Origin of the sequence: Pontibacter aydingkolensis, assembly GCF_019443125.1 — a bacterium.
GTDB classification, from domain to species: Bacteria; Bacteroidota; Bacteroidia; order Cytophagales; family Hymenobacteraceae; genus Pontibacter; species Pontibacter aydingkolensis.
This window is the reverse complement of sequence record NZ_JAHYXK010000010.1, coordinates 124,397-150,580: the sequence shown is the minus strand read 5'-3', so window position 1 is coordinate 150,580 and position 26,184 is coordinate 124,397. Positions and strand designations below refer to the sequence as shown.

The window sequence follows — 26,184 nt, the reverse complement described above, 5'->3', positions numbered from 1 at the left end:
TAGCCTACCTCTAGTCACCAATAAATGCTCTTCCGGCATCTATGTCTGGAAGCAACCTGCCGGGGACATCTGTGTCCACGGAATATGCGGACACGGATGTCCGCAGCAGTTTTTATTTCGGACATGAATGCCCGAAACAGCAATAAGTTTTAAATAGATTTCTCCCAAAGGTCGAAATAGCTAACCCAGCTTAAGCTAGGTTAGCTTATTAACATACTCCTAAGCTACCCATATACTTTTCTGGTTTACAAACTCACGGATGCCCAGGTAAGACAACTCTCTGCCATAGCCTGATTTTTTAACGCCCCCGAATGGCATTTCCGGAGTGGAGGCAACTAAGGCATTTACGAACATGGCTCCGGTTTCTACTTTACGCGCTACACGCAGGCCCTTTTCTTTGTCCTGTGTCCAGACGGCACCACCTAACCCGAAGCGTGAGTCGTTGGCTATCTTGATGGCTTCTGCTTCGTCTTTTACAACCATTATGGCAGCAACCGGACCAAACATTTCTTCATCGTAGGCAGGCATGCCAGGCTTCACGTTTTTCAGGATCATCGGCTTAAAGTAAGCACTGTCATCTCCGTTGCGGCCACCATCGAGTACTATTTCTGCGCCTTTGGCAACAGATTTCTGCACTTGCTTCTCCAGGTCTTCGGCCAGGTCTTTGCGTGCCAACGGGCCGTAATCTGTCTCTTCTGTTAATGGGTCGCCGGTCTTGAGACTTGCCATCTTTTCCTTCATCTTGTCTAGAAAGGCATCGGCTATACTTTCTACTACGATGAAGCGCTTGGCGGCAATGCAGCTCTGCCCAGTGTTCACCATTCTGGATTTTACAGCAACCTCTGCTGCTTTATCCAGGTCGGCATCTTCCAGTACAATAAATGCGTCGCTGCCGCCCAGTTCCAGTACTGTTTTCTTTATTTCGCGTCCGGCAATGCCAGCCACCTGTGCACCTGCTCCCTCGCTGCCGGTAAGGGTAACAGCCTTTACTATGGGGCTCTCAATTACTGCTTCTACTTCTTTAGAGCCTATGAGTAATGTCTGGAATACGTTTTCAGGAAAACCGGATCTTCTAACGATCTCTTCAACAGCCAGGGCGCATTGCGGCACATTAGAGGCATGTTTCAGAAGTCCAACATTACCCGCCATCAGTGCAGGGGCAAGAAAACGGTATGCCTGCCAGAACGGGAAATTCCAGGGCATAATGGCCAGGACCACGCCCAATGGCTCATATGCGATCATACTTTTAGATGCCTCTGTCTCGATAAGCTCATCCTCCATAAATTCTGCAGCATGATCAGCATAGTAACGGCAGGCTTTGGCGCATTTTTTAACTTCGGCTATGGCATCTTTCAGTGGTTTGCCCATTTCCAGGGTAATGATCCTGCCGTACTTTTCCGCTTCCTGCTCCAGAATATCGGCTTGTTTGTGCATGTATTTTGCACGTTCATCAAAACTTACTTCTTTCCATTGCTGGAAGGCTTTCTCGGCAGCTTCTACTTTAGCGGTAACTTCTTCAGGGCTATCAGCCTGAAAGGTTTTAATAACTTCTCCGGTTGCTGGATTTATACTTTGTATGGCCATAGTTTTGTGTTTGCTTGCGGGATAAATATACAGCTTTACGCGATAATGGTTGGCTTTAGAGGCTAGTAGCCTTTTTTATACTTTGTAAACAGTTCTTATAGTTTTGAGTTATCTGTTCTATGTTTACATAGTTGGTATTAACTACTTTCTGCTTTAAAACTATGACGTGTCTTACACTGTTTCACAATTATAAATCCTAAACCCAAACAATTGTCGTATTTTAACTCTCGTATTTAAATAACAGTAAACTTATACTTCGAAACCATGGATAAGACTTATTATAACCCAGCAGACTTAGCCAAATTTGGAAACATTACAGAGTGGCAGCCTGAGCTAGGCCGCAAATTCTTTGACTACTACGCTGATGTTTTTAAAGAAGGCGCCTTAACTGCACGCGAGAAATCTTTAATTGCGCTGGCAGTTGCCCATGCTGTTCAGTGCCCTTACTGCATAGACGCCTATAGCACCGACTGCCTGGAGAAGGGTGCCGATGAGGCTCAGATGATGGAGGCGCTGCATGTAACAGCAGCTATAAAAGGAGGAGCCGCACTGGTGCATGGCGTGCAGATGATGAACAAGGTGAAAGAAGTAAGTATGTAGCCTATGGTGTTTTCCACAAAGTCTTTAAAAGGGCAGCAACACGAACTAGCCAATTCGCTTTATCAGTTAAATGTACTGCAGCAGCCTAGCAGCCACGGAGAGCAATTTCCGGCGTTTGCAGCACGATTACGTGAGCATGATCTTTTTCCGCTAACACCCACAGGCACTACTATTTTGCAAATAAACGTTGGCAAAATGTGCAACCAAACCTGCAAGCACTGCCACGTAGACGCCGGACCGGACCGCAAAGAGATTATGACCCGCGACACCATGCAGTTGTGTTTAGACGCGCTGCAGCACTCCCCACAAATTACGACTGTAGACCTGACAGGTGGCGCCCCGGAAATGAATCCGGACTTCCGCTGGTTTGTGAAGGAACTTACTAACTTGGGGAGGCAGGTGATCGTGCGCTGTAATCTCACTATTATACTTGCCAACAAAAAGTATAACGACCTGCCTGAGTTCTTTAAACAACATAATGTACACGTAGTATCGTCGCTGCCATATTTTATGGCTTCGCGAACTGATGCACAGCGTGGAGATGGCGTTTTCGAGAAATCGGTTAAGGCACTGCAGATGCTGAATGCCGTTGGTTACGGAAAGGAGGGAAGCGGCCTGTTGCTTGACCTGGTATACAACCCAACCGGGGCCTTTTTGCCCAGTGGGCAAAAAGCGTTGGAAGCAGAGTTTAAGCGCCGTCTTAAAAGTGGCTTTGACATAGAATTTAATAGCCTGTTCTGTATTACTAACCTGCCCATCAGCCGTTATTTGGATTACCTGGTGCAAAGCGGCAACTACGAAAGTTACATGCAAAAGCTGGTAGATGCCTTCAACCCCGCTGCTGCTGCCAGTGTCATGTGCCGTAATACGGTTTCGGTGGGTTGGGATGGCTATCTATATGACTGCGACTTTAACCAGATGCTCGACCTGGGAGTAGCACAAAGTGCACCGCAGCATATCCGCGATTTTGAAACCCATGCATTGGATAACCGCCACATTATACTTAACCAGCACTGCTATGGCTGCACCGCCGGGGCAGGCTCCAGCTGTGGCGGCGAAACCGTGAAATAGTCCGTTACATGATCAGGAAAACAGCTATACTTTTAGCATTCAAATTTATCCTAGTGTTCAATACATTTGGGCAAATCAAAAACAGTGCGTATCATACTGTGCTTAAAGGTTTGTATAATAATACAGTACCTGTTATTACGCCTGCACGTCTGCATCAGAAGCTAGGCAGCCAGAACAATGTTGTGTTGCTGGATACCAGGTCTAAAAGCGAGTACGAAGTAAGTCACCTGAAGGGGGCACTATTAGTTGATTACGATAGCTTTGTTATGGAGCAAGTGCGACATCTGCCTAAAACAACTCTATTGGTGGTATACTGCTCTGTTGGTTACCGCAGCGAAAAGATCGGTGAAAAACTAAAGAAGGAAGGCTATACTAACGTATACAACTTGTATGGCGGTATTTTTGAGTGGGTGAACAACGGTTTTGCTGTTTATAATGCCAAAGGCTCCACACAACGAGTACATGCTTATTCCACCGCCTGGGGTATTTGGCTAACTAAAGGAGAAAAGGTTTATGAGTAATAAAAATTTACTGATGCTATTTGTGCGCAACCCGGAACTGGGAAAGGTTAAAACCCGCCTGGCAGCTTCTGTTGGCCCTGAAGAAGCACTTGCCATTTACATGCACCTGTTGCAGCACACAAAACAGGTTACAGAAAATCTGCCAGTAGATAAAGTTGTATACTACTCCAACGAAATAGATCAGCACGACCTGTGGCCAAACGACAAGTATAAAAAACAGGTGCAGCCCGCCGGCGATTTAGGCGAAAAGATGGAAGTATCCTTCAGAGATGCTTTTGCTCGTGGCTATACTTCTGTGGTCATCATCGGCAGCGATTGCCACCAGCTTACTCCTGATATAATTGAAAAAGCGTTTGATGAGCTTAAAACACATGAGGTCGTAATCGGCCCTGCGCTGGATGGCGGATACTATTTGCTTGGCATGAATCACCTGCACGCGGAGTTGTTCCAGAACAAACGCTGGAGCACCGAACATGTTTTCCCGGATACTTTGTACGATATCGAAAGGCTGCACTTATCCCATAAAGTATTGGCGGAGCTCTCTGACATAGATCATATCGAGGACCTGGATGAGGATTTCTGGGAGCGGGTAGGAGGGGAGGCTTAAGTCATCTACCATTTATAATCTTCCTCTCAAGTATCGATTAGGGCACAAGTATAAATCGTGCTTTGCTCTGCGGGATTTGTAATCCCGAAGCACCTACTATGAGGATTTGCAATCCAATTTTCAGCCGCAGTTCATCAACTGGCAAAGTATGAACACACCCCTATCCTTCTCAAGAGGGGAATGTCTGCTTTAGTGAGCTTAAAAGTATAAGTTTTATAGCAATGCCGTTCATCGGACAGGTCATGACCTGTCCCTACGAGTTACTCTATACTTGCCCATCCATTCAATCATTACCTCTATGCTGGCCCTAAGCCCAGCTGCACCGGAAAATAAACTTATTTCTCCTTACCTTTGTCTCCTTATTTAAATACCACCCATGATAGTACTCCAGAATACCGTTATCAGTGATGACATCCGTGATCAGTTTTTTGTTTGCAATCTTGAGAAATGCAAAGGCGCCTGCTGTGTAGAAGGTGACCTGGGAGCACCTTTGGAGAAAGATGAACTGGCCATTCTGGAAGAAAACTATGAGCACATAAAGCCTTACATGACAGGTGCCGGCAAGCAGGCAGTGGAAGACCAGGGACTTTATATCCAGGATTTTGAAGGCGACTATTCTACACCTACTATCGACAACAGGGAATGCGCCTACGCCATCTACGACGAAAACAAAACATTAAAGTGCGCCATTGAGCAAGCATACTATGATGGCAAGATAGGCTGGAAAAAACCGATCTCCTGCCATTTGTACCCGATACGGGTTACAAAGTATGATGATTTTGAAGCGTTGAATTATGACCGCTGGGGGATTTGCAGCGCTGCCTGCAGTTTTGGTCAGGACCTTGGGGTACGTGTATACCAGTTTCTGAAGGAGCCGCTTATCAGAAAGTATGGCGAAGGTTGGTACAGCGAATTGGAACAACTGATGCAGGAAAAAGAACAGAAAGCATAACAAAGTTTAGAGTATAAAAGCAAAGGCCCGGTTAGTAGCCGGGCCTTTGCTTTTATACTCTATACTCAAAAGGGCATGCGTTTATCTGTCAGTATACTTCTCCAGGTCAGGGAGTAGTAGCATAGCTAATTTATTTCCTTTATCTGCTGCCTGTCTTGCCCATTTTTTAGCTTCGCCTATATCTCCTTTTGCTTCGTGAATTATGGCGAGGTTATAAGCTGCCCTGGCGGCATCTTTTCGTTTTTTTCCTGAAGCAATGGGCATGAGTAAAGCAGTTGCTTTATCCCATTCATTGGCAGCCATACTAAAAGCGGCAGGTGTTAAGTCTTGGCTGGAGTAGTATAAGCGCTCAAAGTATACATGTTTGGGGTGCAGGCGCTGCCAGTAGTCCTGCCCGGTTTGCCAGGCTAACTTGTTTACAACAGGTCCAGCATTTGCCATGGATGGGCCAATGGCAAGCAAGCCACTTAACACGCCTATGGAATTGTACAGCTCATTTCTGGAGAGCGTTATATTATCCAGTACAGTACCTGTGCTGTCATACAGGCTCCAGCTGGTGCGGGTGATCAGGGTGTAAATAGCAGTTTTGGAAACAGATCCGTCGCTATCTTTCTCACGTACCGTTTCCTGGTCAAAAAAGGCCTCGAAGTTTTCCAGCGCCAGTATCAGGTGATTCGGATATTGACTGTAAATAGAGAGCACCTGCTCTGACGTTAGCTTCTTGTTTGGGGCTGTGTGTTTATAGTGCGAAGATGTATCTATGGCTGCCAGGCTAAAGGTTTTGTCTTCTACGATGGCATCTGTAGCACTATAAAGTGCTTCGTTTGCTCCAATCTTAAACACCTCAACCTTTTTGTCTTGGTTAAAAGGTAGCAGGTCAGGGTTAAAACGGTTAACTGCTACCACTTTCCATTGGTTATTGGTAACAGCTACCTCAGGAGGCAAAGTTGTATTGATTTGAAGTACAGAAATGCAACTGTATTGCGTTAAAACGATGGAACAATAGAGCAGTTTCTTTAGTAAGGTATTCATGCTAACTAGAGTATAAAATTAACAGGCAGGTTGCATGGGAGCTATAAAAAACCTCAACTAGCTGGTAGTTGAGGTTTTTGATATATCGTGATACTTAACTTTCCTTACAGGCTGCTGAAATCGTAATTGTCCAGGTAAGCAGTTGTAAAGTTACCTTCCTTAAAGCCTGGGTCATCCATCAGCTTCAGGTGGAATGGAATTGTAGTGTTAATACCTTCAATCACAAACTCACTTAAAGCACGTTTCATCTTTACAAGGGCTTCCTCACGTGTCTGCGCGCTTACGATCAGTTTGGCGATCATAGAGTCGTAGTTTGGCGGAATAGTATACCCTGAGTAAACGTGAGAGTCTACGCGTACGCCATGGCCTCCTGGCATATGTAAGTTAGTAATTCTGCCAGGGCTTGGGCGGAATCCGTTCTTAGGATCTTCGGCGTTAATGCGGCACTCGATAGCGTGCATCTTCGGGTAGTAGTTTTTACCAGTGATCTTCTCGCCGGCAGCTACCTTGATCTGCTCTTTAATAAGGTCGTAATCAATTACCTCTTCCGTAATCGGGTGCTCTACCTGTATACGCGTGTTCATCTCCATAAAATAGAAGTCACGGTTTTTGTCTACCAGGAACTCAATGGTGCCTACACCTTCGTAGTTGATGGCTTTTGCACCGGCAATGGCAGCCTGGCCCATGCGCTCACGAAGATCATCGGTAATGAACGGAGAAGGTGTTTCTTCTACCAGTTTTTGGTGGCGGCGCTGAATAGAGCAGTCACGCTCAGAAAGGTGCGCTACCTGGCCATGCTGGTCACCGATCAGCTGAATTTCAATGTGGCGTGGCTCAACCACAAATTTCTCCAGGTAAATGCCATCGTTACCAAAGGCTGCTTTTGCTTCAGCACGCGCATCTTTCCAGCCTTTCTCAAATTCAGCATCATTTTTAGCAATTCGCATACCCTTACCGCCACCTCCGGCAGTTGCCTTCAGTATAACCGGGTACTTAATCTTATTAGCCAGCTTAATACCTTCCTCCATCGACTTTAACAAGCCATCAGAGCCAGGTATGGTTGGTACTCCTGCTTTCTTCATGGTGTCTTTCGCAGAAGCCTTATCACCCATCTTGTTGATCATTTCTGGGGAGGCACCAATGAACTTAATGTTATTTTCAGCACATATACGTGAGAATTCAGCATTCTCTGACAAGAAACCGTAGCCTGGATGGATAGCATCGGCATTGGTAATCTCGGCAGCTGCGATAATGTTTGGTATGTTCAGGTAAGACTGTGCGCTTGGAGGAGGACCTATACAAACGGCCTCGTCTGCAAAGCGAACGTGCAGGCTTTCTTTATCTGCGGTAGAGTATACGGCCACCGTTTTTACACCCATCTCTTTGCAGGTACGGATAATGCGAAGCGCTATCTCGCCACGGTTAGCAATTAGTATTTTTTTAAACATATAATCAGATTTGGGGATTTGAAGATTTGTAGATTTGAAAATTGTAAACAATGAAAATGGAGACGTTAATCATAGCATCTCCATTTTCAAATTTTCTCATTTTCAAATTTTCAAATTTGAGATATTAGCTAGGATCAACCAGGAACAATGGCTGGTCATACTCTACAGGAGAAGAGTTATCTACCAACACTTTCACGATTTTACCAGAAACTTCAGACTCGATCTCGTTGAATAGCTTCATGGCCTCGATGATACAGATAACCTGGCCTTTTTTTACCTCGTCGCCAATATTTACAAAGGCAGGAGTTTCAGGGCTTGAAGAACGGTAGAATGTTCCAATCATTGGTGCTTTGATGGCAATGTACTTGCTATCGTCAGAAGCGGCCGGAGCTGGTGCAGCAGCCGGAGCTGGGGCAGGGGCCGGGGCAGCAGGAACTGGTGCTGCCTGCAGGGCAGGAGCCGGGGCTGGCTCGCTAACATACTTTACTTTCTGGTTTGGATCGCGCTGTACAGATATCTTAAATTCTTCTGTCTCGATGTTAACTTTGTTCAAGCCGGATTTGGCGATAAAGTCGATCAGGTCCTGGATTTCTTTAGCTTTCATGGGTTATTTTACTCTTTCTGCGTATGAATAAGTACGAGTGTCTACTTTTATTTTTTCGTCCTGGCCAATGAAAAGCGGCACCTGAATGGTAGCGCCTGTCTCTACAATGGCTGGTTTTGAGGCGTTGGTAGCTGTATCGCCTTTAATGCCTGGCTCCGTATACGTAATTGTCAGCTCTACAAAAGGAGGGATCTCGCAGGTAAGCGGAGTCTCTGTCTCTGCATGGAAAAGTATAGTTACTTCCTGGCCTTCTTTCATCAGATCTGCAAATGGAACCATAGCCTCATTTAACGTTACCTGCTCAAAGGTGTTCATGTCCATAAAGTTATAGCCCATGTCATCTTTGTAAATAAACTGGTGAGGGCGCTGCTCTACACGGGCAGTTACGATCTTGTGACCAGCTGAGAAGGTATTGTCTAATACTTTACCGGATCTGATGTTTCTCAGCTTGGTTCTAACAAACGCAGGACCTTTTCCTGGCTTTACGTGCTGGAAGTCGATTACCTGGTAAAGGTCGTTGTTGTATTCAATCACAACGCCGTTTTTAATATCAGCTGTGGTTGCCATAGGTTATGGTTATGTTTTGTAATGTAAATTTACAGGGTAAAAGTATATCTCAAAATGCTGTGTTGCAAGCAAAGTTAGTTAATATGCCCAAAATGTTATTAAAAAAGACTGCTAAATAGCAGGGTATAAGATAGTGACACCCGCTGCCGGCAAGGAGTTTAGCTAGTGATAATCTTGTATTTGGTTGCTGTAGCTATACTTTCAAGTCCAAAGCTGCGGCGTTAATCAGTTCTTTTACTTTGTTTGGGCGCAGTTACAAAAAAAGCGGCCATTGGCCGCTTTTAGACAAAAAGTTTAGTTTAAGTTAGCTGTTACTTTGGATCGTAGGCCCACTTCAGGTAGATGGCGCCCCATGTAAAGCCACCGCCAAAAGCAGCCAGTACAATGTTATCGCCTTTCTTCAACTGGTTTTCGTACTCCCACAGGCAAAGCGGAATAGTGCCGCTGGTTGTGTTGCCATACTTGTGTATGTTCAGCATTACCTTTTCGTTGCTCAGGCCCATGCGGTTAGCTGTAGCCTCGATAATACGTTTGTTTGCCTGGTGAGGTACCAGCCAGGCCACATCGTCGCCGGTAAGTTTGTTGCGTTCCATTACTTCTGCCGATACGTCGGCCATACCTTTTACCGCAAACTTAAATACCTGCTGGCCTTCCTGGAAAGCATAATGCTCTCTTGCCTGTACAGTTTCTATAGTTGCCGGTTTACGGCTACCGCCTGCTTTCATGTGCAGGAACTGGGCACCTGTACCGTCTGATTTTAGTACAGAGTCAATTATACCGTAGCCTTCTGTGTTTGGCTCCAGCATAACGGCACCGCCGCCATCGCCAAAGATAATGCAGGTAGCTCTGTCGGTATAGTCCACGATGGCAGACATTTTATCGGCACCTACTATAATTACTTTTTTATACTGGCCAGACTCAATAAATTTAGAACCTGTAGCCAGTGCGAACAAAAAGCCTGAGCAGGCAGCCTGCAGGTCGTAACCAAAAGCATTAACGGCTCCTACTTCTGCTGTTATCAGGTTAGCCGTAGCCGGAAAAACCATGTCAGGGGTAGTAGTGGCGCAGATAAGCAGGTCTACTTCTTCCGGCTTTGTATTTGTCTTTTTAAGCAAGTCTCTAACCGCAGGCACCGCAATGTGCGATGTGCCAAGGCCTTCACCTTTCAGAATACGCCTCTCTTTGATACCTGTGCGCGATGTTATCCATTCGTCATTGGTCTCAACCAGTGTCTCAAGTTCTTTGTTTGTGAGCACGTATTCTGGAACATAGCCACTTACACCTGTTATAGCGGCAGTGATTTTACTCATGGTAATGATATTTCGGTTAGAATTAAGTAAGAGGGCAAGTTAACAAAAAAAAATTGGCATAACCTGTCAGATTCTGTAAAAAGAATTGATGAAACAGATTAAGCCAATTAAATATGAATCTATTACCGCTTTAGGTAAAGATTATACGCTGTATTTTTTGTGGAACCGCTCTGAAAGTTTAGAGGATACCATTTTCTGGGCTTGCAGTACCATGTTGCTTATAGCCTTAGGGCTTGATACGCCATGGCCGATAACAGCATTGCCGTTTATACCCAGAATAGGACTACCGCCAACAGCCTCATAGTTAAACTTATCGAAGAATGGGTCATGCATGTTCTTCTCGTTCAGAATGTCGTAGATATTCTCCGCCATCTTGAGGATAATGTTGCCGGTGTAGCCGTCGCATACAATAACATCTGCTTTGTCATTAAAGATATCACGACCTTCAATATTACCGATAAAGTTGATGTTACTGTTAACTTTCAGGCGCTGGTGCGCTGCCTGCGTAGCTACGGTGCCTTTGCCCTCTTCCTCGCCCAGGTTCATTAAACCTACTTTCGGATTCGGTATCTCCAGCACATACTTGGCATAGATAGAGCCTATCTCGCCAAACTGCTCTAACACTTCAGGTTTACAATCAGCGTTGGCGCCCACGTCCAGCATTATTCCATAACCACCGTTTAGTTTCGGAATAAGGCCTCCAATAGAGGGCCTTAGTATACCTTCTACCGCTTTTACACTAAACATAGCCCCTACCAGCATTGCCCCGGTATTACCTGCGCTGCAAAAGGCATCAGCCTTCTGCATTTTGAGCAGGCCGTAACCTACGGCTATGCTGGAGTCGGTTTTTTGGGAAAGCGCCTTTGTAGGGTGCTCGCCCATTTCGATAACCTGACTAGCATGAACAATTTTGATGTTGTTCCCAGCGTAATTGTATTCGTTAAGCAAGGGTTGAATGACGTCCTCTTTGCCTATTAGCAAAATAACGTCATCTTTCTCCAGTTGCTCTGCGGCAAGTATGGCACCTTTAACGACAGCCTCTGGTGCATAGTCGCCGCCCATAGCGTCTAAGGCGATCCTCATGTATGGATGTAGTTAATTATACAGAACTAAAACTAAAGCAGGTTAGTGCTTACTGTGCGTTAGCTGTATAATTTTTGATAGCCAGCTTGCCTTTATGGAACAGGTCACCATCAACCACATAAGCGTGGTGGAAAAGGTGAGGCGTGTCTGTAGTAGGGCAGATTGCGATGGCTTTCTCAGAAAGTTTATAATGAGTTCTTCTCTTATCTCTTCTGGTCTTCGAAATCTTACGTTTAGGATGTGCCATTTTTTAGTTGAAATTACTTACTAGTTTATATTTTTTATACTTCTGAAACTCTTTTAGTTAAGGTTTTTGAGTGCGTCCCAGCGCGGATCTGTGTCCTCGTCATCGTCGTCCTCATCTTCGCCATCGCTTTCGCTTCGCGAAGAATAGATCAGGATATCATCCTCACTTTCTTCATCCTCCTCGTCCATGTCCTCTACAAACCGCGGATGCAGTTTTTTCATAGGCAATGACAGGCTGATGTAATCATATAGGTGCTGTGCAATGTTGATAGCCTGTGTGCCACTTGTGATCTGCCACAGGTCATCGGCAAGCTCCGTGTTTTCATCGCCATACTTTACTCTGAAAACTTCTTGTACATCTACCGGATGGTCAAATTCATCCAGGCTTCTGTCGCAGGTGAGGCGCACATGCCCTTTTATGTCAATTTTGAACGTAAGCAGCGACTCTGTTTTGTCAAGCTCCACGTTAGCCAGCAGTTTTCCTCCTGAAATTATTTCCTTCCCAAAAAGGTCAAAGAAAGAATCGTCCATCTCAAACTCGTAGGTATGTACCTTGTTGCTGAGTTTGGCAATGCCGATTTCATAATCTTTTAGCTTTTTCACAACCGACTTTTTATTGCAAGACGCAAAATTAGGATATAAATCTGATAAAAAAAATACCTGACGCTATTAAACAGCCGGCATTTGTTCTTCTTTACGCATTTTTACAATGTCGCAGGCAAGGAACAACGCTTCCCGGAAAGAGGTTTCATTTGCAATGTGCTTAGCTGCAATATCATAGGCCGTGCCATGGTCGGGAGAGGTGCGTACTATGGGTAAACCTGCCGTATAATTTACGCCGTTCTCAAAGGCTAAAGTTTTAAAAGGTATGAGTCCCTGGTCGTGATACATGGCCAACACCGCGTCTACTTGCTTGTACTGTTGCATGCCAAAAAAGCCATCCGCCGGGAATGGGCCGAACACCAGGTGCCCGCGCTCTTTCATCTGTTGTATGGCAGGACGAATGATTTCCACTTCCTCAGTACCCAGAAGGCCTTCTTCACCGGCATGCGGGTTTAAGCCCAGCACCGCAATGCGCGGCTTCAATATGCCAAAATCCTTTCTAAGCGACTCCAAAAGTATGGTCATCTTGCGGATAAGCAGCTCTGGCGTGAGTTTAGAAGCTACATCTTTTACAGGCATGTGCCCGGTAACTGTTGCCACTCTTAAATCTCCGCTCACTAATAGCATCAGGCTTTCCGGCGCATCGAAGTAGGAGGTAAGAAACTCGGTATGGCCCGGAAAGTTAAACTCCTCGGCCTGTATGTTGTCTTTATTAATAGGAGCAGTAACCAATCCATCCAGTTTTCCGGCTTTCAGGTCGCGGCTAGCAGCTAGTAAGGAATCCAGGGATGCTTTACCTGACTCAGGGGTTGGTGTACCCGGGTTTACTTCCAGTTCTCCGTCCCAGCAGGTTACCAGGTTTATCTTACGCGGTACCAGTGCATCAGCAGAGTTTACCGGCTGGTAAAAGAAGTGCTCTGCACTTAAAGCCTTTCTAATTCTGTTAAGCACACCAGGGGCAGCGTAAATTACCGGTGTGCAGTAATTAAGTACGCGCTGGTCGCTAAGGGTTTTCACGATCACCTCGGGACCAATGCCGTTGGTGTCGCCGATGCTGATGCCTAATTTTACTTTATACTTTGTATCCATTTTATACTTATCGTGCCTGGGTGCTTAGGTAGTTGTAAACCAAACGAACGCCTGAGCCTGTCGCTAACTTGCCTCTGTATGAATCCTCGGCGTGGAGGTAGGCTGTACCGGCAATATCAAAGTGCACCCAAGGGTAATCTGTAAACTCTTCTAAAAACTTGCCTGCCGTAATATGGCCAGCATCTGCGCCACCAAGGTTTTTCAGGTCTGCAATGTCGGAATCAAGTTGTTTTCTGTACTCATCCCACAACGGAAATTCTACGGTACGTTCGTGCACGTTGTCTCCAGCAGCTTTAAGGCCAGCCATTATTTCTTCGCCTGCAGTGCCCATTACTACGAGGCCTTCTTTGCCAACTGCCCGCATCGCAGAGCCAGTTAAAGTAGCCATGTCTATCACCAGTTCCGGGTTATACTTTTTGGCAAAACTTAAAGCATCTGCAAGTATAAGCCTGCCTTCAGCATCCGTGTTCAGTACTTCCACTGTCATGCCGTTGTGCATGGTGATTACATCGCCTGGGGCTACAGCCTGTCCGCCAGGGCGGTTATCGGTTGCCGGAATCAATGCTATAATATGTAAAGGCAGATTGTTTTTAGCAGCGGCATAAAGTACACCGGTTACAGCAGCGGCGCCGGCCATATCAGACTTCATGTAATCCATGGATTGCGGTGTTGGCTTTAAGCTTAGTCCGCCGGTATCGTATACCACGCCTTTGCCTACCAGCACGTAAGGTTTTGAGTTTTTGGCGTTCTCAGGTTTCCACTCTAATATGTTAAAGGTGGCTGGTTCTTCGCTGCCCTGGTTTACGGCCAGTAAGCCACCCATCTTCAGGCTCTGAATTCTCAGCTCATCCAATATCTCAATGTCAAAGCCTCCCTCATTGGCTAGTGCTTCTAACTGCTCGCTAAACTGCGGCGCAGACTGGTGGCTGTGCGGTTCGTTTATCAGGTCGCGTACTTTATATACTGCCTCCAGCACATTGGCCAGTTCCTGCACATCCTGCTCGTTTATACTTTCGTCGGCAATGGTGATGGTTTGCAGGGTAGTTGGCTTCGGGTCTTTGGTTTTATACTTCAGGTGCTGGTAGTTGCTTAAGTATAAGCCTTCGGCTAAGTATAAACTTGCCTGCGAGTTTGTTTTATCAAGTATGGTTACCTGCTCTGCCTTGTCGGTTTTAAGTTGCTTTAATAAGGCATGACCTGCCTGGCGCAGCGCCTCTTTTTTCAGGTTCTCTGTTTTAGCCTCTGGTGTTACCAGCACATATACACGGTGCGAGTAGCGGTTCAGATAAATGAACTTCGCGTCCTGGTCTACCTGCTGCTGCACATAGTTTTGCTCTTCCGGCTGCAGTTCCTGCACCTGACTTACCGCCTCTTTGGCTATTATTATAGCCAGGTCGGTATTTTTAGCTAAGCTTGTGTCGTATTTAAGTTGTGTTGGCATTTGTCGTTCGTATCTTTGAGTGCGCAATATAGTAAGTATAATACGTAATGCGAAAAGCCAGGCTTGCTGCTAAAAGCTTTGCCGGCTTTACAATGTAAGGTATAACGAGATTGAGCCGAAAAGTATACTTTTTGAAACTCAGGCTCCTAAAAAGTATAACGTGGGTAACGTAAGACCAAAAAAGCACCTGGGCCAGCACTTTCTGGTAGACCAGAACATCGCCATAAAAATTGTAGAGCAGCTAACCCTGCACCGTGGCGTGAAGGATGTACTGGAGATTGGTCCGGGCATGGGCGTGCTCACACAGTATCTTATTAAACACCCCGAGTACAGAACTACAGTCGTTGACATCGACAGAGAATCTATTGCGTACCTGCAGGAGCATTTTCCGACTTTGGGTGACCGCATCATCTCTGCTGACTTTCTGAAAACAGATTTAAGTAAGCTGTTTCCTGGTCCGTTTGCCATCATTGGTAACTTCCCTTACAACATATCGAGCCAGATATTTTTTAAAGTGCTGGAGCAGCGCGATGTGGTGCCCGAAGTGGTGTGTATGATCCAGAAGGAAGTAGCGGAGCGTATTGCCGCACCTCCGGGCTCCAAAACCTATGGTATACTTAGCGTACTGCTGCAGGCATTCTATAAGATAGATTACAAGTTTACCGTAGGAGAGAAGGTGTTTAATCCGCCGCCGAAAGTAAAGTCTGCGGTGATTAGCCTGGTGCGAAACGAAGTAGAAAAGCTGGCTTGTAACGAGAAACTATTTTTTCAGGTAGTTAAATTAAGTTTCGGAACAAGACGCAAAACGCTGCGTAACTCACTGCGAAGTTATAACTTGCCACCCGAAGTTACAGTACAGCCTGTTTTCGACAAGCGCGCCGAGCAGCTTTCGGTGCAGGATTTTATAGCATTGACCCAACTTGTAGAGCAGAATACACAGCAATAGTATGCAGCAACTAGAGATTACACGTGATTTTATTGAGCAGGTAGAGCAGGCCATAGAACGCCGGGATAACGACCTTATCCTGAGTTCGATGGAAGACATGCACCCGGCCGATATTACCACGGTGCTCTACGAACTAGATGCCAACGAGTCGAAGTATGTGATGGACCTGCTGCCGCCGGAGGTGGGAGCTGAGATCCTGAGCGACCTGGACTACGATATACGGGAGGATTTCCTGGATTACTTTACCAGCGCCGAGATTGCCCGTTATATCAACCTGATGCATTCCGACGATGCCGTGGATATTCTGAACGAGCAGTCGGTGCAGCGGCGGGAAGAGGTAATTGCCTTAATCGAGAACGAGGATAAAGCAAAGGACATCCTGGACCTGCTGCACTACGAAGAAGACTGTGCAGGTGGTTTGATGGCAAAAGAGCTTATCAAAGTAAACCTGAACTGGCGCGTAAGGCAGTGTATAGAAGAGATTCGCCGGCAGGCAGAGGATGTGTCGCGCATTTATACAGTGTATGTAGTTGATAACCGCGACATATTGGTAGGCCGTGTAAGTGTTAAGGCGCTTTTGCTTTCTAAAGATGATAAGCTGGTAAAGGATATCTACAACCCGGATGTGATCTCGATAGAATCGTTCAGGGATGAGAACGAGGTGGTAAGCGTAATGCAGAAGTATGACCTGGAAGCTATACCTGTAGTAAACATACAAGGCAGGTTGTTAGGCCGCATCACCATCGACGACGTGGTAGACGTTATGCAGGAGCAGGCTGAACTGAGCCGCCAGTTGATGACGGGTATCTCTGAGAATGTAGAAGAAGATGACAGCGTATTCCGTATTTCCCGTTCGCGTTTACCCTGGCTGATCATTGGTATGGTGGGCGGTTTGCTGGCTGCCCAGTTCATGGGTTTCTTTGAAAAAGACATTGCCATACTTCCTGCCCTGGCGCTTTTTGTGCCGCTTATCACAGCAACAGGCGGTAATGTTGGTATACAATCTTCGTCCATTATCATCCAAACCCTATCATCTAACGCGGTAATGTTCGAGAACTTTGCCCAGCGTATTTTCAAGATGGTGCTTGTTGCTCTGCTCAATGCCCTGATCATTTCGATACTGGTGTTCAGTTTTACGTATCTTTTCCGCAACGATATTACTTTGTCTATAGTGGTTTCGGTGGCGCTGTTTTCCGTGGTTATGCTGGCATCGCTTATGGGAACTATTACCCCGATGATCCTCGATAAATTTGGTATTAACCCTGCCGTGGCTGCCGGGCCGTTTATCACCACAGCCAACGACTTACTGGGCCTAACCATATACTTTGGTGTGGCGCACCTGCTGTATTAGGACCACAGATTAAATTGATCTTATCACAGACTAATGATGATTTAATAGATTAAACACGATTTATTTGCAGGTTTAAGAGGATAGGGTCCTTATCAGATGTGCTAAAAGGATTATCTAAAGTATAAATTCGCATCTACTTTATAAATTTCAATTACTCATTTGTGTAGCTTTATACAAGTGAAAGTATACTTCCCGCATCATTCTAAAATGGAATCAATTAATCTGCCTGCTCAATCACATCAGACAAAAATGAAAGTTCTCATCATCGACGAGATTCACCCAAGTATATTTCCGATGCTGGAAAGTATAGGGATGATGGCCGATTACAGACCTGACATAAAACCATTGGATGTATGCGAAGCCCTGGCAGATTTTGATGGCCTGATCGTGCGCAGCAAAATGCGTATCACGGCTGATACTCTAAAGTATGCCGATAAGCTGAAGTTTATAGCCAGAGCAGGAGCCGGCGTGGATAACATTGATGCCGATGCGCTGCAGGAGAGAAATATAGCCCTAATTGGAGCCAACGAAGGCAACAGACAAGCGGTAGGAGAATTTGCCTTAGGGTTGCTGATATCTCTGATGCGAAATATTGTACGAGGCGATAAGCAGGTGCGCGATAAAGTATGGCTGCGCGAAGACAACAGAGGAGAAGAGATAAGTGGTAAAACCGTGGGTATTATCGGCTACGGAAACATGGGCCAGAGCTTTGCCAGAGTACTAAGTGGTTTTGGCTGTCGCATTCTTGCGTTTGATAAGTATGCGCCTGAAAAAATTACTGAACCTGCAGAAAGCGTTTCGCTGGAGCAACTGCAGCAAGATGCTGATATCGTAAGCCTGCATATACCCTACATTCATGAAAACCTGAACTTTGCCAATGATGCCTTTTTTGCTGGCTTCCAGAAACCAATTTGGTTTCTGAATACCTCGCGCGGCGATGTAGCTGACCAGAATGCAGTAGTAGAGCACCTGAAGACCGGAAGTATAAAAGGCGCTGCCCTGGATGTGCTGGAAAACGAGAAGCTCCATACTTTAACTGAGAAGCAGCTACAAACATTTGGTTACCTGGCGCAGGCTAACAATGTTATACTTACCCCACACATCGCAGGCTGGACACACGAGTCTTATGTAAAGATAAATGAGGTGCTGGTAGAGAAGATCAAAAGATTACAGCAAAGCAATTTAACATAATAAACAAACTGAAATTCTTTGGATTGCTTGACTATCAGCTATACCGGATAAAATGGCGGAGAAGTGGGGTAGATTTTAAAATAACTAATTCTCAGCCAACCTTATTGCCCCGTTTAGAAGTATAACCATTACCGCCGGTGCATTTTATACTTTTGTATCGCCCAGTCAGGCTTTGCAGAATCATTTAAAAACATATTGTTTCTTGTGTTCCAAAATTTGTATATTTGCCTAAGTCGAGGCCGATGAGAGTAGCTCCTGGCCCTATTTTAGGATAGAAGTTGGCGCTTATGCTAAAACTTTGGAGGCTTGTTTAAATATACATGCCCCCATACTGGAAAAGGATTAAATAAATTTACATATTTGGCAAAAAGAACGGTTATGCACGCCATAACCGTTCTTTTTGCTTTTGTGTTTTAAACATGATAACATAACTATGAGCAACATTTCTTATTACACAGCAGAAGGTTTGCAGAAACTGAAAGACGAACTGGCTGAGCTCAAGACAAAAGGCCGCTCTGAAGTGGCGCGCCAGCTAGCTGAGGCACGCGATAAAGGTGACCTGAGCGAGAACGCAGAATACGATGCTGCCAAAGATGCGCAAGGGCACCTGGAACTGAAGATCGCCAAAATGGAGGAGATCGTGGGCAATGCCCGTTTGATAGATGAGTCGAACCTGGATGCCAGTAAGGCGTTGATATTATCTAAGGTTAAAATAAAGAACCTTAAGAACAATATGGTAGTAGACTATTTACTAGTGGCAGAGGAAGAGGCTGATTTGGCAGCAGGCAAATTGTCTGTTAAGTCGCCGATTGGTAAAGGTTTGCTTGGCAAATCAGTAGGCGATGTGGCCGAGATCACCATTCCTGCCGGTAAAATACAGTTCGAGATCTTAGAAATAAGCCGATAAACCATGGAGCCTTCGATATTTACAAAGATTGTGAAAGGAGAGATCGCTGCTTATAAAATAGCAGAGAATGAGCGTTTCCTTGCCTTTTTGGATGTTTTTCCGACCACCAAAGGCCATACTTTAGTAATACCGAAGGAGCAGGTGGATTATATTTTTGACCTGGACGATGACTTGTACCTGGGCCTGATGGCTTTTGCGAAAGAAGTATCTAAAGCAATTAAAAAGGCTATACCCTGCAACAGAATAGGCGTTGCCGTAGTTGGCCTTGAAGTGCCACATGCCCATGTGCACCTTATTCCGCTTAACAGCATGCAGGACATGAACTTCGCCAACAAGCAGGAGTTTAGCAAAGAGGAAATGGAAGAGGTTGCAGAAAAGATACGCGCTGAATACCACGTGTAGTCATCTGAAAAGTACAAACAAAAGAGGCGGTGCCGATTCAGATCAGCACCGCCTCTTTTGTTATATGGCCCTTTCTGATTTGTGACAGCCTTTGTTCGGTATACTTTGGTTAAGAGCAAGCAGCAACTCAGCTTTTGCGAGCTTTCGAGGCTATTGTTTCATAGGGAGACGCAAAGTATTGCGTCTCTACATTTCGAATAAAGATTAACCAAAAGCTACTGCCGGTTTGTAGTGTCAGGCTGTGATTCCAGTAGTTCTTTTAACTGTTCCTGTTGCTTTTCCTGCTCTTTTGCCTGTTTCCTGAAAAAGCCCCTGAAAAGGATGTTGCTTTGCAGTGCTTCCATGTTCTGGTCAAACTTCTGGCTGCTTGTTTCCAGGTTCTGCATGGTGCGCTGTAGCTGGCGCGCAAACTGTTCGTCTGAGAGCAGAACACCCGCCGCATTATTCTGGTTGTTGAGGCGCTTGCTTGTTGTCTCCAGGGTTTCCATCATTGAGGCGGCCGCTTTAGTGGCCTCATTCAGTTCGGCCATAGAGCTTCTTAGCCTGCTGTAAACCACGGTGTCGGTTGCAATATTGTTGGCCAGGCCATTGGGGCTGTTAAGCTTGGAAGTAAATCTGGATAGCTCATTAGATGCCGCCACTGTTCTTCTGGAAGTCTGCTGCAGGTTGGCTACCATCGTCCTGAAGTTATCAGCCATTACGGTATCCGTAAGTATGGCGCCTATAGTTCCCTCGCCCTCCACGAGCCGGGAAGTAAGTACTTTAAAATCGTCGGTAATGGCTACCAGGTTCTTGTTGTTCTTCTGGAGTGTCTCCATCAGGTCGTCGGTGTTCAGGGGGTTAATGGCCGTTATTACGTCGCCGTCCTCTATCGCGGCTGCCGATTGTGTGCCTCCTTCAATTACAATATTCTTGTTGCCGATAAAGCTTTCGGAGCTGATGCGGGCAACAGAGTTTTCGCGGATATACTGCTGGGCACTTTCCTCAATATTCATGGTTACCTTCACCTGCGCATCGCCATACAGGTCAATCGACTTAATTGTACCGATCTTCACTCCCGAGAACCATACATTATTTCCCTTCTTAAGACCAGCCACATCATCAAAAATGGCTATAACGGAAATAGTGCTGATCAGGCGCTTCTGCTGGCCAGCCAGTGTAAAAATGCCTGCCACCAGGATTACAATAGCCAGGAATACGAAAATACCTACTATTATGGTACGTTTATTATCTGCAGAACTCATTTAGTCTATAAAGTTGTAGTTATAAAAAGCCTTTACGCGTTCATCTTTGGTGTCAAACACATCCTCAAATTTGCCTTGGCGCTGAAACTGGCCTTCGAGCAACATCACTACTCTGTCTCCTACGGCACGCGCGCAGGTTAGGTCATGGGTGATGATGATAGAGGAGGTATTGAACCTGCGCTGAACTTCGTTTATCAGCTTGTTAATTTCTATACTTGTAATTGGGTCAAGGCCTGCTGTCGGTTCGTCGTACAGCATGATCTCGGGTTTAAGGATTAATGTACGCGCAATACCAATACGTTTACGTTGCCCTCCGGAAAGCTCTGATGGCATCTGGTTGATGGCCTGTGAAAGTCCCACTGCCTCCAGCACAAAACGTATTATCCGGTCGCGGTCCGCTTCTGTCATCTCTTTAGCATGCCTTACCAACGGAAACTCCAGGTTTTCTCGCACCGTCATACTATCGTACAAAGCACTGTTCTGGAAAGAGAAGCCGATCTTTAGCCGTAGCGCGTCCAGTTCTTTCGGGGTAAGGTTTCCTACTTCTCTGCCAAGTACGTTCACTTGTCCTTCGTCGGCCTGCAGTAAACCGGATATTATCTTTATCAAAACAGATTTACCCGTACCTGACCGCCCCAGCACCACCAGGTTCTCGCCTTTGTACAAGTCAAGGTCCACACCCTTTAGCACCTCAAAATCGTCGAACGCCTTTTTAAGGCCCCGGATAGAGATCACTTTCTCGGTTCTATCTATATTGGGGTTTATCTCTTTTGCCTCCATAGGTGTTAAACAGCTCTTATCGCGTTAATGATCTGCATAATGAGCAGCTCTTCAATAAAAATAAGGAACATAGCCGTTACCACCGACGAGTTGGCTGCCTTGCCTACACCTTCTGTGCCTTTAGATGAGTTGTAGCCTTTATAGCAGCCCACCATGCCGATCGTAAATCCAAATATCACCGACTTAACCGAAGAGGCAATGATATCGAGAAACGTAATGGCGTCGAACACCTGGTAAAAGAACGTGGTAAGGGTGGTAAGTTCGTTCTGGTGCACGTTTAAATAACCACCTAGTAACGATACGAACGTGGTATACATTGTTAAGGCCGGAATCATGAAAGTAGATGCCAGCACCCGGCTTACCACAAGAAACTTGAATGGGTTAGTGGCAGACACCTCCATGGCATCTATCTGCTCGGTAACGCGCATAGAGCCCAGCTCGGCACCGATGTTAGAGCCAACCCTGCCAGCGGCAATAAGCGCCGTTACAAGCGGCCCCATGGCCCTTACAATAGCTACCGAGATAAGCGCCGGCAACAAAGCAGTTGCACCAAACCCTGCCAGCGAAGGCCGCGACTGGTTGGTGAATACAATGCCAATGATAAAGCCTGTTAAAGAGATAAGTGGCAGAGAGCGCACCCCAATTTCGTAGCATTGCTTGATGATCTCTTTAAACTCATAAGGAGGAAACCACACCTCTTTAAAGAAACGTGCAATAAAGCGATACACACTGGCCAGCTCCACAAACATCCTGTCGAGCCTGCGTGTTGTCACAAATCTGCGTCGGGTAGGGGCGGTTCCCGGTTTATTATCGTCTAAATCCATTTATGCCGTTTAGAACCCATTTATACTTTTGTGTTAACAAAGAGAACGACAAAAGTACTTTTTATTTTCATACCAGCCGGTGTCGTTTTTAAAAAGGCTTGTTTAAGCCTTACGGAAGAAAGGTACGATTTTTTGCAAAACAGCGAAATTTTTTCGGCGACTTAACCCGGAAGTATGAATAGTGATTGTTGAAGAGCTATTAAGCAGTAAGCTTTACTCTACCTTGATTATCCTGATACTCTGTCCGGGTTATCAGTAAGAAATGCTTTCCATGACTTGCCACCCTGCTTGGCATTATTGCCTTTCTGGTAATGGTGGCAGAGGGCCACGCTCAGGGCATCAGTGGCATCGTGCAGTTTAGGGTCAGGCTGAATTTTTAGAATCTGCACCAGCATGCTTGCCACCTGCTCTTTAGATGCATTTCCGTTGCCGGTAACCGATTGCTTTACTTTTTTAGGAGCGTACTCTACGTAAGGTATATCGCGGGAGAGGGCAGCAGCAATAGCCACACCCTGGGCGCGGCCTAACTTTAGCATACTTTGCACGTTCACGCCAAAGAAAGGCGACTCGATGGCCAGTTCGTCGGGCAGGTACTCGTCGATGAGCTGTATCATGCGGTCAAAAATTTTCTTTAACTTGATGGCGTGGTTGCTGTAACTCTTCAGGTGAATAACGCCGTACTGCACCACTTGTACTTTAGAACCAGTTACTTCGATAAGACCGTAGCCCATTACCTGTGTGCCGGGGTCTATGCCAAGTATGAGTTTATTAGGAGGAAGTGCAGAAGAGTAAACCATAAGGCTACAAAATTAAGACAATATCTTGAACATTACCTCTAACAGAAGGTTCCTTTTGCTCTCCGGTAAAATACTGGTGGTGCTGCTCACGCTCTTTCTGCTGCACCAGGCTATTTTTACCGCCCCCGATGCCCTGCTTAGCTGGAGAAATATCCTTCAGACTGCCCTTGATAGTTCGCTTACCGGTTTGTTTTTACTTGTGGCTATACTTATACCTGTTAACTGGGGCTTTGAGGCCAGCAAGTGGCATCTGCTTGGCAATAAACTGGAGCCTATGTCTTATGCCCGTGCTTACCGTGCCGTAATGGTGGGGCTTACCCTTGGCTTTATTACCCCGAACCGATTAGGGGATTATGCAGGCCGGGTGCTGGAGCTTAAGAGCCGGCAGCGCCTTGAAGCCATCGGTGCCATTTTTATAGGGCGCTTCTGCCAACTGGTGGCTACGGTGCTGGTGGGTTCGCTGGGTCTGCTATACTTTATACTTCGGTTTTACTGGGCGGCATACCCAAGGGTGGGGCTGAGCGTGGTATTCCTGCTGCTGGCTTTAACTGCTGCCATGCTGGTGCTGCTCTTTCATTCTAAAGCCATGGTGGCGGTGGTAGCTGCTATTAAACCGCTACGCCCGTTCGTGCATTATGTAGCTATCATGGGAGAGTATACAACTTCGGAAATATCAAGGTTACTGCTGCTCTCTTTAGGCAGGTACTTTGTATTCTTAATTCAGTTTATACTGCTGCTTATACTTTTTGGCGTAAGGCTAAACCCGGTGGAGTATGCAAGCGGTGTGGCAGGTACGTTTTTTCTTAAATCGGTGGTGCCATCGGTTAGCCTGCTCTCAGACCTGGGCGTGCGGGAGCTTTCGGCCATGTATCTGTTTGGCTTGCTGGGGGAGGAGAGGCTGCATGTGCTTAGTGCCAGCCTTAGCCTGTGGCTGCTGAACATTGCCGTGCCAAGTGCAGTGGGCTTATACTTTGTGCTGCGCCTGCGCCTTGCCCGGAAAGGAGTAACCGCATGATCTGGCTGTTGTCGTTTTCTTTACTGGCCTATGCCTGGGTGGTGCTGCGCCGGCTGGTGGCTTGGGTACGAATGGCTGTTACGGCTTTGCCCGATAACTACACGCCTGTAACTTCTATCTCTGTTATTATACCTGTACGAAACGAGGCCGCTAATATTGTGGCGTTGCTGCAGGATCTGGAAGCGCAGCAATACCCTAAGGAGCTGTTTGAGGTGCTGATAGTAGACGATCATTCTACAGACGATACACTTAAACTAATACATCAATATAATTCAGGTTCCACAATGAGTTCTAGTGTGTTAGAGCTTAAGCATGTGGCTGGTTTAAGTATGAAGAAGGCTGCAGTAAAGTATGGCGTGGAACAGGCAAAAGGAGAACTGCTGGTGCTAACCGACGGCGATTGCCGTGTGGGCCCGGAGTGGCTGAAACAGTATGCTTATACTTACGAAACAAAGCAGCCATACTTTATAAGCGGGCCTGTTTGCCTCCAGAATACCTATACGACGTTTGAGCGGATGCAGTTGGTGGAGTTTGCCAGTTTAATAGGTATAGGAGGTGCTTCCATGGCAATAAACAGGCCTAATATGTGTAATGGGGCTAATCTTGCCTATCCAAAGCATGTTTTCGAACAGGTAGGAGGCTTTACAGGCAACGACGGCATTGCCAGCGGCGACGATGAGTTTCTGCTACACAAGATTCATCAGCAGAATCCTGGCAAAGCTGTATTCTTGAAATCACCTGAAGCAGTGGTTTATACGGAAGCGCGTAAAAACCTGGTTTCCTTTATGTCGCAGCGGATCAGGTGGGCAAGTAAGTGGCGTGCTTACCAGAGTGTTCAAGTACAGTTAGTGGCTCTTATTGTGTTCCTGGTTAATTTTTTGCTGTTTCTAAGCATTCCGTTTTTCCTGTTCGGGCACTTGCCTTTGCTTGTATTTCTGGGGGCATATTTTACCAAATTTGCAATAGATTTCTTATTTTTAGAACGTATACTAGCCTTCCTGAGCAAAAGGAAGTATATCTGGCATATGCTGCCTTTACAACTGGTTTATGTACCCTATGTGGTGTTTACCGGTATCGGAGGCTTGTTTGGCAGGTACCATTGGAAAGGAAGATCAATCAGAAACTCATGAGCGATAACGAATTCGATATACTGGATGAACTATACTTTGTGGTCTCTTACCCGGACCTCAAAAGAACCTTGTCCTTAACAGACAGCGAGATATGCGCGGCATTGCAATCACTTATTAAACGAGGCTATGTAAAAATACTCTACCCTGACCACGACACGGAGCACGAATACAACGAGGCTACCTTTGGGCAGCATTGCCAGGAGTATTTTTACCTGGCTACTAAGGCAGGCCTGGTTGTGCATAACTCTATCTGATCCCAGTTAAAGACATCTTGAATATTTGATGGCATAACGGTTAAACTGTTACCAGGTATGGTAGCCCTACAAAAATTTCATACCGAATTATTTTTTTTGCAGTTTTGGGTGCCTGGCCTAAAAATGTAATGCCTCCTGAAAACAGATACTATTTTTCACTTAAAGTGTTATTGTTTATGGCTGTGTTTAGATGGTTGAATATCAGTGATTAAAACGTTTTTATTTCCTCGTGATTAGTGTTGGTTTTAGGACTTGTAACTTTAATGTCGGCTATGTAGGATCTAAGTTGAGCATGCCTGGCACGCCCTTTTGCAGGTTAGCAGACTGATTTTTATGAATGGCATGCATAACAATTACCACGGCTAATAGTTACAGTCTCAATAAGGAGCTATTTGAAAGCATTTAGTTGGCAGTGTAATAGTTTGCGTAGACACTGGCAGATCGAGAGGTAAGGGAAAATGCGGGCAGTTTAATCGAAAAAAAAGCTAACAACATACCGGAAATATTGCTGCGAACTAGTAAATTTCAGGATGGTCAACTCAATATGTCTGTTTAAATAGCTATTATGGCATCATTGGCAATAGC

Annotated in this window: 28 protein-coding genes; 13 read left to right on the top strand and 15 right to left on the bottom strand. The window is 45.8% G+C overall.

The genetic code is table 11. From position 1 onward, the window contains the following. Nucleotides 1-219 precede the first annotated feature (219 nt). Nucleotides 220-1,584: an NAD-dependent succinate-semialdehyde dehydrogenase gene (locus K0O23_RS13310; RefSeq protein WP_219877920.1), complete on the bottom strand. Its 1,365-nt coding sequence runs from the start codon at nt 1,582-1,584 to the stop codon at nt 220-222. 264 nt (nt 1,585-1,848) lie between these two features. Between K0O23_RS13310 and K0O23_RS13305 the strand changes: the two genes are divergently transcribed. The 5 genes from K0O23_RS13305 (at nt 1,849) to K0O23_RS13285 (ending at nt 5,335) form a co-directional block, all read left to right on the top strand. Next, complete coding sequence (locus K0O23_RS13305; RefSeq protein ID WP_219877919.1) at nt 1,849-2,184, top strand: arsenosugar biosynthesis-associated peroxidase-like protein; 336 nt, start codon at nt 1,849-1,851, stop codon at nt 2,182-2,184. A gap of 3 nt (nt 2,185-2,187) precedes the next feature. Next, nucleotides 2,188-3,255: an arsenosugar biosynthesis radical SAM (seleno)protein ArsS gene (gene arsS / locus K0O23_RS13300; protein WP_219877918.1), complete on the top strand. Its 1,068-nt coding sequence runs from the start codon at nt 2,188-2,190 to the stop codon at nt 3,253-3,255. Between the two features lie 8 nt (nt 3,256-3,263). Continuing rightward, on the top strand, nt 3,264-3,776 hold the full coding sequence (locus K0O23_RS13295) for a rhodanese-like domain-containing protein (protein WP_219877917.1): 513 nt from the start codon (nt 3,264-3,266) through the stop codon (nt 3,774-3,776). Further along, nucleotides 3,769-4,383: a TIGR04282 family arsenosugar biosynthesis glycosyltransferase gene (locus K0O23_RS13290; RefSeq protein WP_219877916.1), complete on the top strand. Its 615-nt coding sequence runs from the start codon at nt 3,769-3,771 to the stop codon at nt 4,381-4,383. Before K0O23_RS13295 ends, K0O23_RS13290 begins: the two co-directional genes overlap by 8 nt. A gap of 376 nt (nt 4,384-4,759) precedes the next feature. Further along, on the top strand, nt 4,760-5,335 hold the full coding sequence (locus tag K0O23_RS13285) for a DUF3109 family protein (RefSeq protein ID WP_219877915.1): 576 nt from the start codon (nt 4,760-4,762) through the stop codon (nt 5,333-5,335). An 81-nt stretch (nt 5,336-5,416) separates the two neighbouring features. Here the strand turns inward: K0O23_RS13285 and K0O23_RS13280 are convergent, their stop codons facing one another. From K0O23_RS13280 to K0O23_RS13235, 10 genes are all read right to left on the bottom strand, one after another. Further along, a complete protein-coding gene (locus K0O23_RS13280; protein WP_219877914.1) occupies nt 5,417-6,367 on the bottom strand; it encodes a DUF6340 family protein in 951 nt (316 codons plus the stop codon). A gap of 104 nt (nt 6,368-6,471) precedes the next feature. Then, nucleotides 6,472-7,815: an acetyl-CoA carboxylase biotin carboxylase subunit gene (gene accC, locus K0O23_RS13275; protein WP_219877913.1), complete on the bottom strand. Its 1,344-nt coding sequence runs from the start codon at nt 7,813-7,815 to the stop codon at nt 6,472-6,474. 124 nt (nt 7,816-7,939) lie between these two features. Further along, nucleotides 7,940-8,419, bottom strand: a complete 480-nt coding sequence (gene accB / locus K0O23_RS13270; protein ID WP_219877912.1) for an acetyl-CoA carboxylase biotin carboxyl carrier protein — start codon at nt 8,417-8,419, stop codon at nt 7,940-7,942. A gap of 3 nt (nt 8,420-8,422) precedes the next feature. Beyond that, a complete protein-coding gene (gene efp / locus K0O23_RS13265; RefSeq protein WP_219877911.1) occupies nt 8,423-8,986 on the bottom strand; it encodes an elongation factor P in 564 nt (187 codons plus the stop codon). 311 nt (nt 8,987-9,297) lie between these two features. After that, entirely contained in the window at nt 9,298-10,296 is a 999-nt protein-coding gene (locus K0O23_RS13260) for a beta-ketoacyl-ACP synthase III (RefSeq protein ID WP_219877910.1), read from the bottom strand. A 141-nt stretch (nt 10,297-10,437) separates the two neighbouring features. After that, nucleotides 10,438-11,379 (bottom strand): phosphate acyltransferase PlsX, encoded by a 942-nt coding sequence (gene plsX / locus K0O23_RS13255; protein WP_219877909.1) that lies wholly within the window; start codon nt 11,377-11,379, stop codon nt 10,438-10,440. A gap of 49 nt (nt 11,380-11,428) precedes the next feature. Then, the gene (gene rpmF, locus K0O23_RS13250) at nt 11,429-11,626 is read right to left on the bottom strand and encodes a 50S ribosomal protein L32 (protein ID WP_219877908.1); all 198 of its coding nucleotides are present in this window, start codon (nt 11,624-11,626) and stop codon (nt 11,429-11,431) included. A gap of 53 nt (nt 11,627-11,679) precedes the next feature. Beyond that, complete coding sequence (locus tag K0O23_RS13245) at nt 11,680-12,228, bottom strand: YceD family protein (RefSeq protein ID WP_219877907.1); 549 nt, start codon at nt 12,226-12,228, stop codon at nt 11,680-11,682. 66 nt (nt 12,229-12,294) lie between these two features. Continuing rightward, nucleotides 12,295-13,317 carry a 4-hydroxythreonine-4-phosphate dehydrogenase PdxA gene (gene pdxA, locus K0O23_RS13240; RefSeq protein ID WP_219877906.1) on the bottom strand — a complete coding sequence of 341 codons (1,023 nt, stop codon included), beginning with the start codon at nt 13,315-13,317 and terminating at the stop codon, nt 12,295-12,297. A gap of 7 nt (nt 13,318-13,324) precedes the next feature. Further along, nucleotides 13,325-14,758, bottom strand: coding sequence for a leucyl aminopeptidase family protein (locus tag K0O23_RS13235; protein ID WP_219877905.1), 1,434 nt, complete (start codon nt 14,756-14,758; stop codon nt 13,325-13,327). A gap of 160 nt (nt 14,759-14,918) precedes the next feature. Here K0O23_RS13235 and rsmA point away from each other — a divergent pair, with 160 nt between their 5' ends. From rsmA to K0O23_RS13210, 5 genes are all read left to right on the top strand, one after another. Continuing rightward, entirely contained in the window at nt 14,919-15,704 is a 786-nt protein-coding gene (rsmA, locus tag K0O23_RS13230) for a 16S rRNA (adenine(1518)-N(6)/adenine(1519)-N(6))-dimethyltransferase RsmA (RefSeq protein WP_219877904.1), read from the top strand. 1 nt (nt 15,705) lies between these two features. Next, nucleotides 15,706-17,055 (top strand): magnesium transporter, encoded by a 1,350-nt coding sequence (gene mgtE / locus K0O23_RS13225; protein ID WP_219877903.1) that lies wholly within the window; start codon nt 15,706-15,708, stop codon nt 17,053-17,055. A gap of 249 nt (nt 17,056-17,304) precedes the next feature. Further along, a complete protein-coding gene (locus K0O23_RS13220) occupies nt 17,305-18,246 on the top strand; it encodes an NAD(P)-dependent oxidoreductase (RefSeq protein WP_219877902.1) in 942 nt (313 codons plus the stop codon). 433 nt (nt 18,247-18,679) lie between these two features. Further along, nucleotides 18,680-19,153, top strand: coding sequence for a transcription elongation factor GreA (greA, locus tag K0O23_RS13215; protein WP_219877901.1), 474 nt, complete (start codon nt 18,680-18,682; stop codon nt 19,151-19,153). A 3-nt stretch (nt 19,154-19,156) separates the two neighbouring features. Then, complete coding sequence (locus K0O23_RS13210) at nt 19,157-19,555, top strand: HIT family protein (RefSeq protein WP_219877900.1); 399 nt, start codon at nt 19,157-19,159, stop codon at nt 19,553-19,555. 215 nt (nt 19,556-19,770) lie between these two features. On the opposite strand, the gene K0O23_RS13205 is transcribed toward K0O23_RS13210, so the two are convergent. The 4 genes from K0O23_RS13205 to ruvC form a co-directional block, all read right to left on the bottom strand. Next, the gene (locus tag K0O23_RS13205) at nt 19,771-20,799 is read right to left on the bottom strand and encodes an MlaD family protein (RefSeq protein WP_219877899.1); all 1,029 of its coding nucleotides are present in this window, start codon (nt 20,797-20,799) and stop codon (nt 19,771-19,773) included. Beyond that, a complete protein-coding gene (locus K0O23_RS13200) occupies nt 20,800-21,579 on the bottom strand; it encodes an ABC transporter ATP-binding protein (RefSeq protein ID WP_219877898.1) in 780 nt (259 codons plus the stop codon). Between the two features lie 5 nt (nt 21,580-21,584). Beyond that, nucleotides 21,585-22,403 (bottom strand): MlaE family ABC transporter permease, encoded by an 819-nt coding sequence (locus K0O23_RS13195; protein ID WP_219877897.1) that lies wholly within the window; start codon nt 22,401-22,403, stop codon nt 21,585-21,587. A 227-nt stretch (nt 22,404-22,630) separates the two neighbouring features. Further along, on the bottom strand, nt 22,631-23,200 hold the full coding sequence (ruvC, locus tag K0O23_RS13190; RefSeq protein WP_219877896.1) for a crossover junction endodeoxyribonuclease RuvC: 570 nt from the start codon (nt 23,198-23,200) through the stop codon (nt 22,631-22,633). 25 nt (nt 23,201-23,225) lie between these two features. Here ruvC and K0O23_RS13185 point away from each other — a divergent pair, with 25 nt between their 5' ends. From K0O23_RS13185 to K0O23_RS13175, 3 genes are read left to right on the top strand one after another with little or no spacing between them, the layout of a single operon-like run. Continuing rightward, nucleotides 23,226-24,215 (top strand): lysylphosphatidylglycerol synthase domain-containing protein, encoded by a 990-nt coding sequence (locus K0O23_RS13185; protein ID WP_219877895.1) that lies wholly within the window; start codon nt 23,226-23,228, stop codon nt 24,213-24,215. Then, nucleotides 24,128-25,345, top strand: a complete 1,218-nt coding sequence (locus K0O23_RS13180) for a glycosyltransferase (protein WP_317195692.1) — start codon at nt 24,128-24,130, stop codon at nt 25,343-25,345. The genes K0O23_RS13185 and K0O23_RS13180 overlap by 88 nt, the downstream gene beginning before the upstream one ends. Then, nucleotides 25,342-25,599 (top strand): hypothetical protein, encoded by a 258-nt coding sequence (locus K0O23_RS13175; protein ID WP_219877894.1) that lies wholly within the window; start codon nt 25,342-25,344, stop codon nt 25,597-25,599. The genes K0O23_RS13180 and K0O23_RS13175 overlap by 4 nt, the downstream gene beginning before the upstream one ends. Nucleotides 25,600-26,184 lie beyond the last annotated feature (585 nt).